Source organism: Treponema rectale, assembly GCF_014202035.1.
Classification (GTDB): Bacteria; Spirochaetota; Spirochaetia; order Treponematales; family Treponemataceae; genus Treponema_D; species Treponema_D rectale.
The window spans coordinates 17,335-34,332 of record NZ_JACHFR010000004.1 but is presented as its reverse complement, the minus strand read 5'-3'; the positions used below and the strand labels follow the sequence as shown (position 1 = coordinate 34,332).

Sequence of the window (16,998 nt, the reverse complement as noted above, 5' to 3'; positions counted from 1 at the left end):
ATTCTACGTTATTGGAACTGGTTATTCATACTTTATTCCAAAATAATTCAGAGTATCTTTCATCGCATCCTGCCCGGTGAGGCAGGTATCGCGAAGAAAGCCTCTTTCTTCCTTCCAGTTCTTGATGCCACGGTACGAAGCGTCAAGGCACGCTTCGCTTAAAGCCTTGACATCTTCGTTTGACAGGCTCTTGATTGCCATCATAAGCCCGTCATAATAGTACATCTTAAGTTCTTCTGTAATTATAAAAGGAACTATGTTGTGTTTAAGACATTCCTTGAACATAATCAGGCGGCCCACACGACCGTTGCCATCCTGGAAGGGATGAATGGATTCAAAACGTACATGAAAATCCAGAATATCATCAAAAGTAATTTTAGATTTAGAATTATATTCTTTAAGCAGAGCCTTGATTGCACCTGCAACTTCTGCAGGTTTTGTTGTTTCACTTCCGCCAACTTCATTTTCAAGGATTTTGTAATCACCGACTTTAAACCAGGATTTCTGACTGTCAGTAGTTCCGGATTTCAAAATGAAATGAAGCTGCTTTATAAAACTTTCTGTAAGTTTTGTATGTGCACCTTCGATTATCAGATCTATGCAGCGGAAGTGGTTTACTGTTTCAATAATATCATCAACCTTTACGGCCTTATCTGTAACTCCAAGAGTTTTTGTTTCAAAGATGTAACGGGTCTGGTCATGAGTAAGTTTTGAGCCTTCAATGTGATTCGAATTATAAGTAAGCTCAATTTGAATTTTATGATAAATACCACCCTTAAGGCCGGCTTCTTTTTCGCGTTTTAAGAATGTAAGAAGTGTTTCTTCTGTAGAAGAATGACGAGGTTTTCTATCCGGCTTTTTTGCGGTTGATGGAATCTTCCAGGTTTTTCCTTCTAAAAGAGCACCTTCAACGCGACCCTGAGTACAATAATTTCGTACACTGCGTTCGCTAATTTGCCAGAGTTTAGCAGCTTCTTCTACAGAAATGTATTTAACCTTACTCATAGGAAAGATTATAGCATGTTATCGGCAAAATATAAAGGCAGAAGTATATGCAGGAGTAAGATTTATTTTGCCGATAAAAAATATGAATACATTAGTAATGAAAAGAATAACATATATGGGAAAATAATTTTCTTTTAGTTTTTATGTTATTTATCACAACCCCATATTTCGATTAGTTCATTACCCAAATCATTTTCACGTTTTTTTATTGATTCTTCGGTCCATACAAAGTTATGACAATAATTAATAATTTCTTTTGAAATGGATAAACTTATATAATTGCTCATTCCATTATTTTTACCAATGTCACCTTTATATTTTTTTTCAAAAATTTTATTACTAATTGTAGAATTCAATCCCTTCTTTATCAATGTCATATTCCCCAAAGAAGAAACGCAATACTTTCTATATTCTTCAGGCTTTTCATCTCCATTACCAATTACACGTTGGTTTATCCAATCTTCATCTTTATACCATTTTTGTGGTAAAATATGCTCTAATTCTCGTTCCTTTTCAAATTCCAGACCTTTGTTATAATCATCTTCTTTAGGATCCAATTTTGCATATCTGTGGAGTTGAATCATAAAAAGAAAAAGCTTGCCAAGTTTTGGGTTAACTTCAGCGAGCCCTTCTTTTAATTTAATATTTGTAAAAAATTTATCAGGTTCCGACATAACATATTCTAAGAGATTTTTCTCATCACCTACTTGTTCCTTTTTTACAAATTGGTAACAATATTTATTAAAATTTTTATTTGATTCGCCAGATATTAAATAATGCATAATTATTTTTTCAACCATGCATAAACGTTTATCTAAAAGGTCATCATTTTTACCATAATAAATATTGTACAGATATAATATATATGGTGTGAAAGTTGATGTTTCGCTTACATTCAAAATGCATGATAATCGTTTTCTAACCTCAATAAATTTAATCGGCTCTGTAGGATTAAATTGGGGCATTATATTCTTATATATATTTGCATAAGAAATAATGATATCAATGAGTTTTTTTATTTCTTTTACACTAGTGAATTTATTTATTGCTGTTTTATAAACTTTTGCTAAATTTGTAATAACTTCATCCTCTGTCGAAAATATACCAATACATATAGCAACAGAATGTAGTAATAATTCAATATTATCTCTCTTATATCTACCTATATTCTTTTGGGTATGCCACCATTTTCTTGTATCTTCATCTTTTTCAAAAGTTTCTTCCCATGTTGATTTATAATACTCATAAACTTTATCATAAGGCATATCACATTCTTTTAATTGTTGATAAATCTTGTTTTTTATAATATCAGTAGGTGAAAGTGGAATTCCCGCACTATTGATTGTATCAAAGATTTCTTGTTCTTGTTCTGAATCATCAATTACAATCCTTACAAGAATATTGTTCTTATTTTCTTTCTGCTCAAATAGAGAAAGCCACAGTTTTTTTAAATCTATTAAGTTTATATCAGCTAATTGCTTATAAAAGAATTTATAACAATTTCGAATTAGTTCTTTATCATATTTGCTGATTTCTTTAATTTTTTTACCATTTGCAATCGCTTCTTCGTATAATATTTTCTCTTTTTGAAGTTCTTGTTTAATTTCATTTTGAAGAGGAGCAGTTATTATAAGTTGTTTTCCATTTTTTTCAACACTACCAATTACCTTAGAATAGGCTTCTCCGTCTAAGTGGCTATGGTTCAATAAGAGATTATATTTTATTTCAATGTCATTGTAAATTTTTTTGTAGAATAGGCTATTTATAGCTATGGAATCATCAGAAGTATCCCAGTATTCTGAATCTTTTAAATAATCATACATTACTTTTATCAAAATACTCAAAGTTGTTAATCTTTGCTGTCCATCAATGATAGTAGTATCAGTTTCATTTGTACCTGGTTTCAATGTTTTCTTTAAAATAATTGAACCTAAAAAATGCTTACCGTTATTATTAAGCAAATCACTTAATAAGTCTGACCAGTTTTCAAGATTCCAAATATATGGGCGTTGAAAGTATGGAACTTGTATTGCATCATCCTCTTTGTCTACTAAAAAGTATAAAGATTCGCCTTTTGCAATCATCAATGAACCCCTCTTAAGAAAAAGCTATACAATAATTATACCACAGTTCTCGCAAAATTGCACTTTTTCTTCTATAAACTCTCCGTTTTATTCTGTTTCCCATACTCTTCACAATACATTTGCAGACACTCTATTGAACTGTTAGTTCCTCGAATCAATTCAGAAGCAATCTGGAGTGCGTTTTGGTAAGGGTTATCTTTTATCGTTTGTGATGTTTTATCAGAATCCTCTGGAAGCTGTGCATATTCAAGGTTGTATGCATAAGGATGTTCGTGACTAAACTTGCCGTCACTACCAAGAAACTCAACTCGTGTGCTGCCGGCGTCTATCCAATCTGCAAAATTCTTTATTCGTTTATCATGTTCAAAAAAATCTTTATCATCCTTGCAGCTGCAAAAAACACCAATATGATTTTCTTCCCCAATACAATAAACCAAGTCACCACTTCTGAATGGAAAAGGAATCGTGACATAATCATTTTCGTACGACGGTTCTTCTTACAAATAAAGATAGCGGAAGATTAATTCACGGTCGCGGTCGCTGAACTGCCAGTTGATTTTTGTAAGATAATCACGAACTGTTTTTGAAGGAAATAGCGCGATAATCTGTTCGTTTGTAATTGTCTTTACATCTACATCATGTATGAAATTCTTTTTACAAGACTCTCAGCTGGATTTTGCAGTTTCCCAGTTGTTAGATTCTTTTGCCCATTGCAAAACAGCATTACGAACATCAACAGGAACCTCATAACCTTCAAGAGGTATAATATCTTCAATCGTCTCTGAACGTTTGTCAGATAGTTCTATGCGGCTGATTAAATCATAATTGTTATCAACACCATCCCGATCTTTATGTTTATATGGGAACAGGTATAAGTTAGGCAATGAACGGGCATCATTTGCATTGTACATAACGATTTCAATTCCAAGGCCTTTTGGTAAATCTTTTGTGGGAATATAAACAGCGAACCTATGTCCCCTTTGACTTGTATATTCCTGCTTATAAAATTTTGACATAATAAAATATTGAGGAAAACTAATATAATTAATTTGCGTTTTTCGCCTGTTCAAAAAATACATATCAAAATCCTTAGCTTCTTCTTTTTTAGTCATAATATTCTCCTGTTATCTGAAATAAATATACCTTCTTAAATTCTCATTTTATGAGAATTTAAGAAGGTATATTATTCCACTATCTGAAATGAAGGAGGCTTTGAATATGAATGAAGTTATTAATGAATTATTTGATTTAATTGAACTTGATTTTGATTTTGGGCTAGCATATTTTTCTAGTTTATATTGTGACGGTGGGGTTTATTCCGCCTTGGAAGGACTCTGCGAAAATAAAAATCTTCAGAAGGATATTCATAAAGATATAAAAGAATGGGAAAAAGATATTCTTGAATATATAAATTCCATGAAGGGTAAAGATATTCTTCCTGTATATGTTGATAGGATTAAAGAAGCTATTGTGCATTTATTAAATGAAAAATATGAGGTAGAAAATCAAGTCAGCATTGATGATATTATTTCCAGAATTAACGTATTTATAAAAAGAGTAGACAATGATTTTATCCCAGATATAAAAAAGCAACTTGAAATTATCAACAAGCAAATTTGCAAAACTTCACATGATAATGTTTGGAATAAAATCAACGATTTCGTAATTACAAAAAGAAATGTTATAAGGAAAGCACAGATTGATTTCATAAAATTTCGCGATGAGTATCTTTCTAATAAGGTGGTAAAAAAATGAAGAAAACTAAAAAGGAAATTAAATTTGTATATCAGTCAGATTATTATTTTCCAGGACCAAAGTATGCAGAAAAACTAATTACAAAAGAAGAGAAATTTCGTGACAAAATCAGAGATTTACGCTGGGAAGATATACATAAACAAAACAACAGGTTTGATCTGAACAATAAGGATAACATTGAAAAACTTTTGAAAATCAGCGATATGACCCATGAAGTTTATCTCGAATACGTAGCGAAACTTCGTAAAGTTGAAGCCGATGTCGAAGCTTGGGGATTAGCAGAAAAATACCCGGATTACTGTATTAATGCCGGCCTCTATTGTTACCTGGAACTTCCAGATGGGAATGATTATTACTGCCAGCTGATAAATGAACACAGCAGTAAAGATAGGAAGTTTTATTTTGATGAGAGTATGTTCAATAAGAAATTTGCAACTCCGATTAGAGGCTTAATATACCATGATATTTCCTATCCGTTTTATTACATGGTAGAAGAACACAGGTTGTCATTTAAGGAAGTTTTGGGATTAACAAAGAAGAACTTCTATACGGAAATTAAGCTTGAGCTGGAGTAACATCCAGCAGTTTACATATTGCTTCAAATTTTAGATATGCCTCAAACGCTTTCTGAGCATATTCATTTGAAGCAACATCCTCATATTCCTTGTAGGTACTATATAGAAAAGCCAAATCGTTCAAGCGGAATGAAAGATGTTTTTTGAAATTTTCATTTTCTGTTAGTTGATTTTTTATCTGTGCAGGATTTTTCTGTAATAATTTTATTAAATCTTCAGCCTCATTTTCAAACTCCTGTAAATCTTTATTCTGAATCTCAATATTCTCTGCTGATAACCAGGGACCATCTACGGGTTTCAGTAAAAAAGGAATCCACATTTCGTTTAATAAATCAGCTAGCTTGTCGAAACTCTGCAGTATCTCTTGTTTGAGAATATAACCAAATGTAAAAGTTTCATCATATTCATGTTCAGGTATATCTACTGCAAATGTAAGCCCCTTTGCTCTTTTTGGATATAGCCTGAAATAGTCTTCCTTAGTTAAATCGATGTCATTTGTTTCTTTGTAAAAATGTTTTAATATTGAATATGTAAAAGGATTGCACATATCTACAATGGCTACAATTTCGCCTTTCTTATTAACAAAGGCTCCCTGAGATTCATCGATATAATCCCACATTCTTCTTCCATACGGAGTTTTCTTCCCAGGCACATAGCAATCGTAGTACTCTATCGAATCTCCATACTCAATTTTGACGAAACAGTAGTAACATTCGTCGTCAGGCTCACATTCCAGGTAGTAACAGACACCGTCCGCATCTTTGTAAGAACCTTTATTATTTTCAACTATGTAATGGGCGGCTTCGAGAGAATCGACCGTGCCGATATGACGCCATACGGTTTCTTCTGTTTTCCAGATACAGGCATTACGTTCAATTTCTTCTGCCGGTAATTCTATAGGGTAGGGAGGCGGCGAATTAAGATATGTGGCTATCCAGATTTTGTATTCCATAGCTTATTCTCCTTTTTGTGGTAGTTTTAGGCCGCGTATGGTTCTGAACATTCCGGCAAGCCTTGCTTTTGTTTTTGCAAAATACGGTTCATTTAAATCTTCCATTCTCCAGATTTCATCATAATCTTTTGAGCTGTATTCCTTTAGTAATTTGTATTTTTTATCCAGAAAATCAGTCCAGACCGGAGACCCGCAATTATACTTATTACATGCAGACTCGATGCTGTCGCAATATGATTCAATTTTATCCAGCATTTTTTTTGAGAGAGGAATAATCTTTTTATTTTCTCTGTCATAATTTCTGCTTGTAAGGTAGTGTGTCATCTCGGAAAGGTCTTCTTCACAGAAATGCAACTGAACGGCGTATTCATAGTCACTGTACCATTCCGGTGTTTTTTCTTCTTCTGAATAATCGCTTAGTTTCTGCTCGTAATAATAGCGGTCAATATGATTTACTCTTTCTTTCCAAGCCTTTCGTTCATAATTGTATTGAACAAATAGACCGTCTTTATAAAAATGAGGAGTACTTACAGACCAGTCTCCGCCTCGTTTATAGATGACTTCTTCAAAATACATGTGATATTCTTCTTCCTGTAAGTTCCAGCAGATTCGTTTTGCCTTTCCAAGATTTTCTTTTTTTGGTTCAACATAGGTCACTTCTTTTATAAAGGCACAAAACAGATGATAGACATTTTTAAACTCTTTGAGCGGATGATCAAAAATGAGAAAGAATAAAATCCTGGTTTCGTCATTTTCTTCTTTTGTTGCAAAAATCGCGTAATTTTCTTTATGAAGTTCAGCTGTCGTAAACTTTACTTCCGGATTAAGTCTGTATACATTGCTGAATTCTTCTGAGAAAAGATCTATTTCTTCCTCCGTTGAATCTCTAAATGTAAATGGTAAATAAAGCATTGTTTACTCCTGGTCTGTATTCATTTGTTTCACTCCTTGATTAACAAAACTGCCACGACTGGCCGTGTACATGGCAGTTTTTTCATCACTTATTTGCTTAAACGATGGTTACGTGGAAACTGATCTAACTGTTTAGATTTTGTTTTGTATTCCAGGTCTGTAACTCTTTTCATTTTATAAAGTTCTTCAAGCTGAGCTCTAACCATAGCCAAGTCAGCTAAAGAATTTATTTCATATGAATGATTGTGAATTGTAATTGAAGCCATATTTTTTCCTCCTTTTAAAAGTATTTCTAACTCCCGTCGGAGTTAAGGAAGTCTTTTTGTCTCCCTGTTTCTTGCAAGATGTTCATATAATAAAATATCTAATTCTCATAAAATGAGAATTTTGCACATGAAATGAAAAAAAAATTAATTTCCTCCAGTACATGCCTGAATAATGTCATTAATAACAGCTTTTCTTTTTTCCTTTGGAAGAGTCGATAAAAACATTCGTAAAGCCAGATTTTTTTGCATTTCCAGTTTTAACTTTGCTATGGCTTCTTCTTTTGGAAGCCCTTCATCAACATAACCAAAACCACAAATTCCACTTGAAGTAATAGCAGTTCCTGTTACTGTATTCATAAAAAAAGCCTCCTTCTCACAAATCAAGCGTAAGTATGTTTATTCTCCGTTCAAAAGCCCATTTTTTAATTATTGCCCTGTATTCATCTTTTAAACGGCAATTACAAATACCTTTTGCTTGTACTATTGTCCAGGACTTTACCTGCAACTGAATACAGGAAATGAACTTTTCGTTTAGTTGTACACCTACGATAATATCTCTACGGGCAACGGCAGAACCTCTGTAACAGCTTCCAACGCAGTTATGCATTTTTTGTCCAAGCTCGAAGAGTTCATTGGTGTCTTTTGGAAGAATAAAATTATATATATTGTAATTTGTATCTTTGACTGTTGCTTCCAGGATTTTATCCGTTTCAAGATATGGAATTTTCTCATTGCTATTTTTGTGACCTCTGTATGTATTCGGTAGAGCATCAACGAGAGCATCATGGATTTCTGTAGTAAAGCATTCTTTAACTACTCGTTTTTTTAAGGTTTCAGGCAGAGCAGCTCCTCTGGAGTAATACATTTGAGCGGCATCAACAAAATTGTGGTATCCGTCTCTCATTGCTTTTATCAAGTGAGCCATTGTTGTTTTTTCATCCTGAACCTGAAAGCTTTCTGTAGTCCATCTGGTAACTGTCCCCAAAAGATCTTTTGCATAATCATTCAAAAAATAAAATAGATCACTGCAGTGATTGTCATCTTTTATTTCAAGACGTTTTTTATTTGTGTCGTATTTAATGTATTTAAAATAAGTCTGGCATAAATCCCTGTCTTCCAGAAAACGTGTCATAATATTTACATCTTTAAATCCCCATGTTTTTAAAACTGAATAGACGGGGAGGGCAAGAGGATTTTTATCAAAGATTCTCCGCATTCGTTTAAATGGTTTTATATGAATGTAATTGCAGATATCCTGATACGGATTACTGCTGGACCTGTTTACAACCTGATTAAATTTCTTTCCCAGTAAATTTTGAAGATCTGCAGCCTGAGGACAGGCAGGACAGGTAACATAATCAGTTAATGCCGGAATACCATTTTTATAAGATGAATTTGCATAGCCTGTTCCATACAATTTCTTTGCATAAGCAGCAAGGCTGTTTTGTATATCACTGGTAATATTGTCTGGTAGCGAAACAGGATAATTTTCGAGGAACTTTTCAGATTCGTATGGAACAGTAAAACCCGTCCGCATATAAAATGCCCATGTTTTATATGCATAATGGTATTTCTTCCGACCATCTTCTGAAACTGAAGTGAACACAAAATCCACTCGCAGTTTAATCATGTCTCGGGAAGTTTCATTTCTAGTTTCAACTTTTGATATGGTCCATTTATTTATGGATGCAAATTGAGAAGGAACCGGATTACCACATTCAAAGTAAAGCTGTCCATTACAGGTCTTACCGCAGGCTTCCCATTTTTTATGAAGCGAACACCAGGCTTTCTTCTTCTCTATTGAAAAGGGAGTAAAAAGAGGCTGATAAATATCCTGTTCGGAACCGAGCCAGTTCCGGCTCTTGTAATTATATGTGTAAAACATATCAGCGCTCCGAATGAATTATTGATTGAATAATTTCTTCCTGATCTTTAAGAAGCTCCCGGATTTCATCAGTCTGGGCATCAGGAGATTTTTTAAAATCTTTAAGTACTGAAAAATATCTTTTTGCTGTTGTTATGACAGCAGGTGATGAAAGTCTTTTATCTTCCAAAGCTTTATGCAGTACAGTATCAAAATAATGAGATACTGCGGTGAGCTCTTCAAATCCATCACATTCCTTATCATCTGTACAACAAAGAGCTGTTAATATCAGCATATTTGCTGCAAGTGTCATACCTTTCAAGGCATTACAATATAAATCTACTGGATTGATATTTGTCTTTTTCATGGGAACCTCCTGTCTTTATTTGCAAATATATAACACGAGATTCTCATAAAATGAGAATACGATAATTTATAATTCCCAATGTCAAAAGGAGGCAGTATATGAAAGATGTGACCGCAAAATTTATCAGAAGCAAAATTGCCAGTGCAGTCTTTGAAATTACAAGTATTTATCCACCTAGAGCCTGTGTCTATTCACATGAATTTCAATCATCTATTATCAGCGGGTTGTTTATACGTATCGATGAACAATTTTGGAATTAGAACACGGATATAAAGGAGGCATAATCATGGGAAACAAAATACGAAATGACTTTTAAGGATATCAATCAGTAAATTGAACGGGTAGGGGAGTTCAAATATTCTCATATTTTGAGAATCAAATATTGTAATATCATCTAAGAATTGATTTGAACCTGAGGAGAAAGAAACTATGAATAAACTTATAAAGACAGAAGTTCTTACAGTTTATATCTCACAATTTTTATTGCTTCTTGTTATTCCATTTTGTAATGCAATTCCGTTGTGGTCAGAAACAATTTTCATTACAGGTTTCAAGAGTATTACAGGCTTTCTCGTTGTAATTGCCATCTTTTTAATAAACATATGGTTTCTCTTTAAAAAGTTCTGGAGATTTTATGCACGCTTGCCTATGAAATATATGTTTGAATTTTGGCCAGGACTTCATTATTCCATCGAGAGAAATTGTAATAAAGGAAAATTTACTCCAGAAGAAACAAAAGCCTGCAAAGAAAGACTTAATGATTCTATGGAATGGCTTGACTTATATGATAAGTTATCAATTCCATTAATTATTTCTGATACTGTTAGTGTATTTGCATCATTGTTTTTTATTGTAATTAAATTGATTAAAACTAACAGTTTTATTTTTTCTACATACTACGGAGTTGCAGGCTTTTTTATGATAATTCAGACAGGTTGTCTTTTTATATCATCAAGATTTTTATTCTCTTCTGTTAAATCTTGGGTTAATAAAATGATGAAATTATAAATGACGACTAAATCTTAAGGAGACCTTATCATGGGTAACAAATACGAAATAACTCTTAAAGATATCAATCAGGAAATTGAATTATTGCTCACTCAGCATAATCTTTTGATAGAACCTTGTAACAACTCTAATAATATAGATGATTTATTTTCAGAACTTTTAGCACAAATAGAAAAATATAAAATAGATATTTTCAATTATAAACGACAGGACCTGCCTTTTGTCGAAGATATGAACAACGACAATCCGATTTCTTATGCAGGCAAAGAAAACATTGAAGCCGAAGAAAATTCAGGATTAGTAAAAGCCTGTGTGGGATTTACATATAGAGGACTCTATATGTAACAATAAAGAGAAAGAAAGACTAATTGGAGAACTTCAGAAAATGATTAATGGACAATTTTCTGATTTGGCGAAAATAGGGCAGGATAGCATGGATTACAGTAAATTACGATTTGACGATAGTTCGCTTTCTCTTAATGAAATCCGTTCCCGATTCAACACTTTTATTATCTACGAATCTGATAGTAATAACTGGGAAAGACAATGGAGTATAATGAATGATTTTTGTTTAGGTGAATATATAAATTATTCTGCAAAAGAAATTTACGAAAAAATGATTGAAGATTTACATGCCGGAAATTTTGAAAGTGAAAATATTTATCAGGTTAGAAAAATAGATTCCAAAACTTTCAATATAGTAGACGAATATTCAAAACGCACTTTTGACGAAAAGGAGATATAAGCTATGAAAGACTTAAACATTCCCTTAGAAAAACTCATCGCTTCAAAAGCAATAATAGGGCAGTGTAAAAAGGAAAAGCGCATTTTTACGCCTTTTGAACAGGCAGTTCTTATATATCAGAATCCATTGCTTTCTCATGATGAAATGTTAAATCTCCTGAACCAGATAAATGAAGCCATAAAAGGGGACTCTGAATACGAAGAACTGCATAAACAACTTGAAGAATACATCCTCACAAAAGATGGAAAACAAATTGAATGGTTTCATAAAGAGCATTTTGCAAATGCATTTATTGAAGTTCCATTTCCATTCAGAAACGGTGACTTTGTACACACAATTGGTGATTCAAAAATTGCAATCTTTTCAAGCTGCAAAGATGAAAAAGATTATAAGAAAGGAATTAAGTTCAGGCAAAATCTTCTAAAAAAAGGAGCCGGCCTTGATACAACAGATATAAGCTGTCGAGTCGAATCTTTGGAGACTTCATATAAAAAACCGCAGCAACTATGCTTTCAGCATTACCATCCAAGCCTTTTAACTTTGGAATATGCAGAGTTGAAAGAAGATGATGAAAACTATGTACTTTTAAAAGCTGCTCAAGAATTGATGCAGGGCAGGGGTTCTTTAGAAGTTTTCTGCGAATACCTATTGAAATAAAAAATCTCAAAAAATGAGAATTCAATAATTTATACTCTTAATCATTGGAGGGAATTATGAAGAAGAACGCTTTGTACATTCACGGTTTTATGGGAAATCCAGAAGGTGGAACTTTCAAAACATTACAGAAAACTCTAAAAAACTGGAACATTCATTCAATTTCATTTCCAGACTTACATACAGATGTTGAAAAAACACAGCATCTTATCAGATCCTACTGTAAATCCAAAAATATTGACATATTAATTGGAGCCTCTCTTGGTGCTTTTTATGTTCTGCAGTATAAAGACACAATAGACAAACTCGTGATAAATCCATGTTTATATCCTTCTATCGAGATTCCAAAACTAAAGGACAGAACAACAGGTAATCCGATAATTCTTTCAAATAAGGTATTATCAGACTTCCGTGAAATGGAAAAATATGAAGATATTTCTGAACCACAAAAGCCCAGAACCTTCGGTATTTTTGCAAAAGACGATGAATTATTTCATTTCAAAGATTCATTTGACAAATTGTTTTACTACAAAGAATGTTATTATCCAAACAGCATTTTAATAAACGGGCATCACAGCATCGAAGAAGAATATTTGACAGATGGATTGCAACAGGCAGAAAAATATTTTGAAGACAGGGCAATGACACGTGGTGCTGTAGAAATTATCTATCAATTGATAAAGTCTAAAAAGGAAGCAGAAGAAAAAGCAAAACTTTTCAATGTAGATTTACCTGCACTCACAGAAACAGTTCTAAAGGAAGTTTCGGAAGATGAATATAATTCTTATGCTAAAGCCCTGAAAGAATTGTTTGATTCCTTTGCAATAATTGATGAGTTCGACAATATGCTTATAGTTGATTGTTTCAATATCATTAAAATCTGCATCCAGAAATATAATCGTTTTGGAAATAAGGAATTATCCTATTCATCAAATTTTGAAGAACTTCTTAATCATTTTTATTCAATTATGAAGGATCTTTATTTTTATGAAATATTTGGATTCTTTTCAACAACAGTACACCCTGAAGATATTCCTGAATTGAATCTTCCGTGCAAAGTTTTTTGTGGCTGTATATCCGGATGGGAAAAAGAGCCATACCTTGAAGATGATGGAAGTGAATCTTATGAAAATGTAATCCGTTTTAGCGATCCAGTAACAAAGGAACTCTTCTGTATGACAATTGGCAATAAACCGCGTGTCCTGGAAAACCGTGAAAAATGTTCTTTAACAGATGAACAGCTCGATATTATCAGGAACTTTGTTCGCGTTAATAAAGGAATAATCTTGCTTCATTCTGCAGGTATAATTGACTCTCCTACATTCCATGCAGCTCTTAAAGTAAAGGCAAATCCCGTTACGAGAGCCCCAAAATATCGTATCGTCTACAATTATTATCAATACCTTGGAAACTCAAACATAAGATTTCTTTCAAAAAGATACTATGTTGATATGGATGATATGACTTACGAAGAAGCTGTAAAAAATTATGCTCAACTCAAAGAAGAATTGCAGGAGTCATTAAACGCTGGTAAAGAAGATTGTGATGTAAAAGATTTTGATATTCTGCGTCCCGATGAAGGGAAAAACTTCTGCTGTTTCTGTAATACAGTTTTCGACGGAGATGGTAATTCAACCTGGCCAATTTATTATAAAGAAGCTGGTGAAACACACCGTTGTTGTGATGATTGTAATGAAAAATATGTTAATGCAGCCAGAGGAGACCACACACTGATAATGAAATTCAGAAAGCAGTTTGGAATTGATTATGCAGAATATGAAGATTAAAAAGCTTTCTAAGAATTTGAACTAATAGGGTATTCCAAAGGGGAGAAGGGCAGATGGCCTTGGCCTGATACTGTAGAGCATGTATTTACGTTGCAGTATAATCTAGTAATTCTAAATAATTGGGGGATTTTGAATGCCAAGAGCAAGAAGTAAAGACGATTTGTTAAATTTTTCGGAAGAGAATTATTCGATACTTTTGAAGATGATAGATGAAATGTCAGAAAATCAGCTTAATACGGAATTTGATTTTTCTGATGATGCCAGCAAGAAAGAAGCTCACTGGGGACGCGATAAAAATGTTCGTGATATTTTGATTCATCTGTATGAATGGCACCAGCTTTTAATTATTTTTGTTGAACACAATATGAAAGAAGAAAGTAAGATTGCATTTTTGCCTGTTGAATATTCTTGGAAAACTTATGGCGAAATGAATGTTATGCTGTGGAAGCGACATCAGGGAACAGACCTTGAAAGTGCAAAGAAAATGTTTGAGTCGAGTCACAAAAAAGTGATGGAGATGGCAGCTGGCTTTACCAATGAAGAGTTATTCACAAAAAAATATTACAACTGGACTGGAACTACAGATTTAGGGGCGTATTTTGTAAGTACCTGTTCTAGTCATTACGACTGGGCTATCAAAAAAATTAAGGCTCATTGTAAAAAAATTAAGTAGTTAGTGCAATTAGTCTTGCAAATGAAATAGATCTGTCGGGTTGTTTCCAGTTTCTTTTTTGAAGAAATATGAGAAGGCAGACAAAGATTGAAATCCCAGCAATTCGGAAATTTCTGTGCAGTTTAAGCCTTGCCGCATGTAAGAAATAGCCTGATCAATTTTCAACATAGAAATGTACTTATGAGGTGTAATACCAAGTTCGTTTTTGAAAGTGCGAATCACATGGTTTACGTTTCGATTACAATGTTCAGCAATATAATCTACTGAAAGTTCAGCAGTTGGAGTTTTATGTATCATCTTCAGTACAGCAGAAGTGGTTTCTGAATAAGTAATATCGGGCAAAAGGTATTGATTTAGTGCATGAATCAGCAGATCAAAATAGGCGCAGGATAAATCCCGATCAATTTGATGTTGACCAAAATCTTCCTCCATTGCTTTAACCAGGTGAAAAAGCATGGAATTATTAGACAAGTCAATTTCTATAAAATCCTGAAGAAGAAGCTTCTTATAGGTAAGAAAATCAAAATAAGTATGATCTACAGGATCGGATTCATCTTGAGCTACTCTAAAATCTGGATTTGCACGAAAAATATATAAAAAGCCTGGTTTAAGTTGATAATTGTTCTTGTAATAGGCAGTTCCAGAGGAAATATAATAGATACGATTTACGATATAAGCTGGATTATAAAACCAATTTGAAGGATTTCGTACACGGCCACAGGATAAAATAAAATATTCGTGTTGCATATAATCTCCTCAATGCATATTTTTATAAAATCATCGTCAATTCTTGTTATATACGTATACGCTCTGAAAGTCTAGAATTATTTAATAAAAATTACAGGAGTAAAAGATATGTTTAATGCAACATTTGAATCTTTAAGAACACATTCATGTCCAGATTGGTTTCAGGATGCAAAATTTGGAATCTGGAGTCACTGGGGACCACAATCTGTACCAATGTTTGGTGACTGGTATGCTAGAAATATGTACATTCAGGACTCAGAACAATATCTGTATCACCTAAGACATTATGGCCATCCATCCAAATTTGGATATAAAGATATTTGTGCACTTTGGAAGGCGGAAAATTTTGATCCGGATGCTTTGATGGAACAGTATTATAAGTCAGGTGCCAGATATTTTGTTGCACAGGCTTCGCATCATGATCACTTTTTTAATTTTGCTTCTGACTATAATCGTTTTAATTCGGTAGAGATTGGTCCACACAAAGATATTTGTGGTATGTGGAAGGCTGCTGCAAAAAAATATAATTTACCTTTTGGTATGACAGAACATTTGGGAGCTTCCTTTGCCTGGTGGCGAACAAATAAAGGTTCAGATACTCATGGACCTTACGCAGGTGTTCCATATGACGGGAATGATCCCGCTTATCGTGATTTTTACCATGATAACTATCAGCATGTTGCTAAACCAGGAGAAAGTGACAAGTGGGTTTGGTTGACTGAAAATGAAAAATTTCACGAGTATTGGCTGAAGGTTATGAAGGAAATTATTGATAAGTATGAACCAGATTTATTGTATTCAGACAGTTGGCTTCCTTTTGGCGAAAACTTTGAGTCAGTAGAAAATAAGGATTTTCGTTATGGACTGGAGGCTGTGGCATATTTGTATAATAAATCTGAAAAAATCTACGGTAAGAACATGGCGGTTTATACACAAAAAAGTCGTAAACAGGAAATATATGAAGTAGGAGTGCTGGATATTGAACGAAGTCAGTTACCAGATATTTCACCTGTGCCATGGCAATCGGAAACTTGTATTGGCGACTGGTTCTACAATGCCCGTGCAAAATATAAAAAGCCCAGACATGTTATTGATATATTAATTGATACAATTGCAAAAAATGGCACAATGTTGCTGAATATTTTGCAGAAACCCGACGGAACTGTAGATGAAGAAACAATGTATTTATTAAAGGAACTGGAAAAATGGTTTGCTGTAAATAGTGAAGCAGTTTATGGCACCAGACCGTGGAGAGTTTCTGGAGAGGGATCATCCCAAGTAATTATTGAAGGTTTTACAGAAGAACAGGTCCCTTGGAGAGAAGACGATTTCCGATTTGTTCAGAAAAATGGAAAATTATATGCATTTATGATGGGAATGAAGCTTGGAAAAACTGTTGTAATTAAAAGTATTCGAGACGATGAAAGAGTTACAAGTGTACGGCTTTTGAGTGTAGGAGAACTAGCTTTTATGCAGCATGCTGGATTGCTTATTGTAGAACTTCCAAAAGAAATGCCAACACCTTACGCAAATGCTTTGGAGATTTCATTTGAAATATAGGTAAGGATAATAATATGAAAAAAATATTCTAAAAGATTCTATTA

The 16,998-nt window shown here is 33.4% G+C and carries 20 protein-coding genes; 9 read left to right on the top strand and 11 right to left on the bottom strand.

Annotation, left to right across the window (positions count from 1 at the left end):
* Nucleotides 1-21: 21 nt before the first annotated feature.
* From HNP77_RS10970 to HNP77_RS10955, 4 genes are all read right to left on the bottom strand, one after another.
* Nucleotides 22-1,005: a Fic family protein gene (locus HNP77_RS10970; protein ID WP_184653319.1), complete on the bottom strand. Its 984-nt coding sequence runs from the start codon at nucleotides 1,003-1,005 to the stop codon at nucleotides 22-24.
* Nucleotides 1,006-1,151: 146 nt separating this feature from the next.
* Nucleotides 1,152-3,089 carry a DUF262 domain-containing protein gene (locus HNP77_RS10965; RefSeq protein ID WP_184653317.1) on the bottom strand — a complete coding sequence of 646 codons (1,938 nt, stop codon included), beginning with the start codon at nucleotides 3,087-3,089 and terminating at the stop codon, nucleotides 1,152-1,154.
* Nucleotides 3,090-3,160: 71 nt separating this feature from the next.
* On the bottom strand, nucleotides 3,161-3,526 hold the full coding sequence (locus tag HNP77_RS10960; protein WP_184653315.1) for a hypothetical protein: 366 nt from the start codon (nucleotides 3,524-3,526) through the stop codon (nucleotides 3,161-3,163).
* A gap of 228 nt (nucleotides 3,527-3,754) precedes the next feature.
* Complete coding sequence (locus HNP77_RS10955; RefSeq protein ID WP_184653313.1) at nucleotides 3,755-4,201, bottom strand: hypothetical protein; 447 nt, start codon at nucleotides 4,199-4,201, stop codon at nucleotides 3,755-3,757.
* A gap of 106 nt (nucleotides 4,202-4,307) precedes the next feature.
* Here HNP77_RS10955 and HNP77_RS10950 point away from each other — a divergent pair, with 106 nt between their 5' ends.
* Both HNP77_RS10950 and HNP77_RS10945 read left to right on the top strand, forming a co-directional pair.
* Entirely contained in the window at nucleotides 4,308-4,844 is a 537-nt protein-coding gene (locus HNP77_RS10950) for a hypothetical protein (RefSeq protein ID WP_184653311.1), read from the top strand.
* The gene (locus HNP77_RS10945) at nucleotides 4,841-5,419 is read left to right on the top strand and encodes a hypothetical protein (protein WP_184653309.1); all 579 of its coding nucleotides are present in this window, start codon (nucleotides 4,841-4,843) and stop codon (nucleotides 5,417-5,419) included. The genes HNP77_RS10950 and HNP77_RS10945 overlap by 4 nt, the downstream gene beginning before the upstream one ends.
* On the opposite strand, the gene HNP77_RS10940 is transcribed toward HNP77_RS10945, so the two are convergent.
* The 6 genes from HNP77_RS10940 to HNP77_RS10915 all read right to left on the bottom strand — a co-directional run bounded on the left by HNP77_RS10940 (nucleotide 5,400) and on the right by HNP77_RS10915 (nucleotide 9,780).
* On the bottom strand, nucleotides 5,400-6,371 hold the full coding sequence (locus HNP77_RS10940; protein WP_184653307.1) for a hypothetical protein: 972 nt from the start codon (nucleotides 6,369-6,371) through the stop codon (nucleotides 5,400-5,402). The two genes, HNP77_RS10945 and HNP77_RS10940, sit on opposite strands and share 20 nt — an antisense overlap.
* Nucleotides 6,372-6,374: 3 nt before the next feature.
* Complete coding sequence (locus HNP77_RS10935) at nucleotides 6,375-7,283, bottom strand: hypothetical protein (protein ID WP_184653305.1); 909 nt, start codon at nucleotides 7,281-7,283, stop codon at nucleotides 6,375-6,377.
* Between the two features lie 89 nt (nucleotides 7,284-7,372).
* Nucleotides 7,373-7,549, bottom strand: coding sequence for a hypothetical protein (locus HNP77_RS10930; protein ID WP_184653303.1), 177 nt, complete (start codon nucleotides 7,547-7,549; stop codon nucleotides 7,373-7,375).
* Between the two features lie 144 nt (nucleotides 7,550-7,693).
* Nucleotides 7,694-7,906, bottom strand: a complete 213-nt coding sequence (locus HNP77_RS10925; RefSeq protein ID WP_184653301.1) for a hypothetical protein — start codon at nucleotides 7,904-7,906, stop codon at nucleotides 7,694-7,696.
* A gap of 16 nt (nucleotides 7,907-7,922) precedes the next feature.
* A complete protein-coding gene (locus HNP77_RS10920) occupies nucleotides 7,923-9,434 on the bottom strand; it encodes a PcfJ domain-containing protein (protein WP_184653299.1) in 1,512 nt (503 codons plus the stop codon).
* Nucleotide 9,435: 1 nt separating this feature from the next.
* Nucleotides 9,436-9,780: a hypothetical protein gene (locus HNP77_RS10915; RefSeq protein WP_184653297.1), complete on the bottom strand. Its 345-nt coding sequence runs from the start codon at nucleotides 9,778-9,780 to the stop codon at nucleotides 9,436-9,438.
* A gap of 429 nt (nucleotides 9,781-10,209) precedes the next feature.
* Between HNP77_RS10915 and HNP77_RS10910 the strand changes: the two genes are divergently transcribed.
* The 6 genes from HNP77_RS10910 to HNP77_RS10885 all read left to right on the top strand — a co-directional run bounded on the left by HNP77_RS10910 (nucleotide 10,210) and on the right by HNP77_RS10885 (nucleotide 14,647).
* On the top strand, nucleotides 10,210-10,788 hold the full coding sequence (locus HNP77_RS10910) for a hypothetical protein (protein ID WP_184653295.1): 579 nt from the start codon (nucleotides 10,210-10,212) through the stop codon (nucleotides 10,786-10,788).
* 30 nt (nucleotides 10,789-10,818) lie between these two features.
* The gene (locus tag HNP77_RS10905) at nucleotides 10,819-11,133 is read left to right on the top strand and encodes a hypothetical protein (RefSeq protein ID WP_184653293.1); all 315 of its coding nucleotides are present in this window, start codon (nucleotides 10,819-10,821) and stop codon (nucleotides 11,131-11,133) included.
* Nucleotides 11,134-11,221: 88 nt separating this feature from the next.
* Entirely contained in the window at nucleotides 11,222-11,533 is a 312-nt protein-coding gene (locus HNP77_RS10900; RefSeq protein WP_184653291.1) for a hypothetical protein, read from the top strand.
* A gap of 3 nt (nucleotides 11,534-11,536) precedes the next feature.
* The gene (locus HNP77_RS10895; protein ID WP_184653289.1) at nucleotides 11,537-12,190 is read left to right on the top strand and encodes a hypothetical protein; all 654 of its coding nucleotides are present in this window, start codon (nucleotides 11,537-11,539) and stop codon (nucleotides 12,188-12,190) included.
* A 56-nt stretch (nucleotides 12,191-12,246) separates the two neighbouring features.
* On the top strand, nucleotides 12,247-13,974 hold the full coding sequence (locus tag HNP77_RS10890; protein WP_184653287.1) for a YqiA/YcfP family alpha/beta fold hydrolase: 1,728 nt from the start codon (nucleotides 12,247-12,249) through the stop codon (nucleotides 13,972-13,974).
* Between the two features lie 133 nt (nucleotides 13,975-14,107).
* Nucleotides 14,108-14,647, top strand: coding sequence for a ClbS/DfsB family four-helix bundle protein (locus HNP77_RS10885; RefSeq protein ID WP_184653285.1), 540 nt, complete (start codon nucleotides 14,108-14,110; stop codon nucleotides 14,645-14,647).
* Between the two features lie 9 nt (nucleotides 14,648-14,656).
* On the opposite strand, the gene HNP77_RS10880 is transcribed toward HNP77_RS10885, so the two are convergent.
* Nucleotides 14,657-15,394, bottom strand: coding sequence for a helix-turn-helix domain-containing protein (locus HNP77_RS10880; protein WP_184653283.1), 738 nt, complete (start codon nucleotides 15,392-15,394; stop codon nucleotides 14,657-14,659).
* 108 nt (nucleotides 15,395-15,502) lie between these two features.
* Between HNP77_RS10880 and HNP77_RS10875 the strand changes: the two genes are divergently transcribed.
* Nucleotides 15,503-16,954 carry an alpha-L-fucosidase gene (locus HNP77_RS10875; protein ID WP_184653281.1) on the top strand — a complete coding sequence of 484 codons (1,452 nt, stop codon included), beginning with the start codon at nucleotides 15,503-15,505 and terminating at the stop codon, nucleotides 16,952-16,954.
* Nucleotides 16,955-16,998 lie beyond the last annotated feature (44 nt).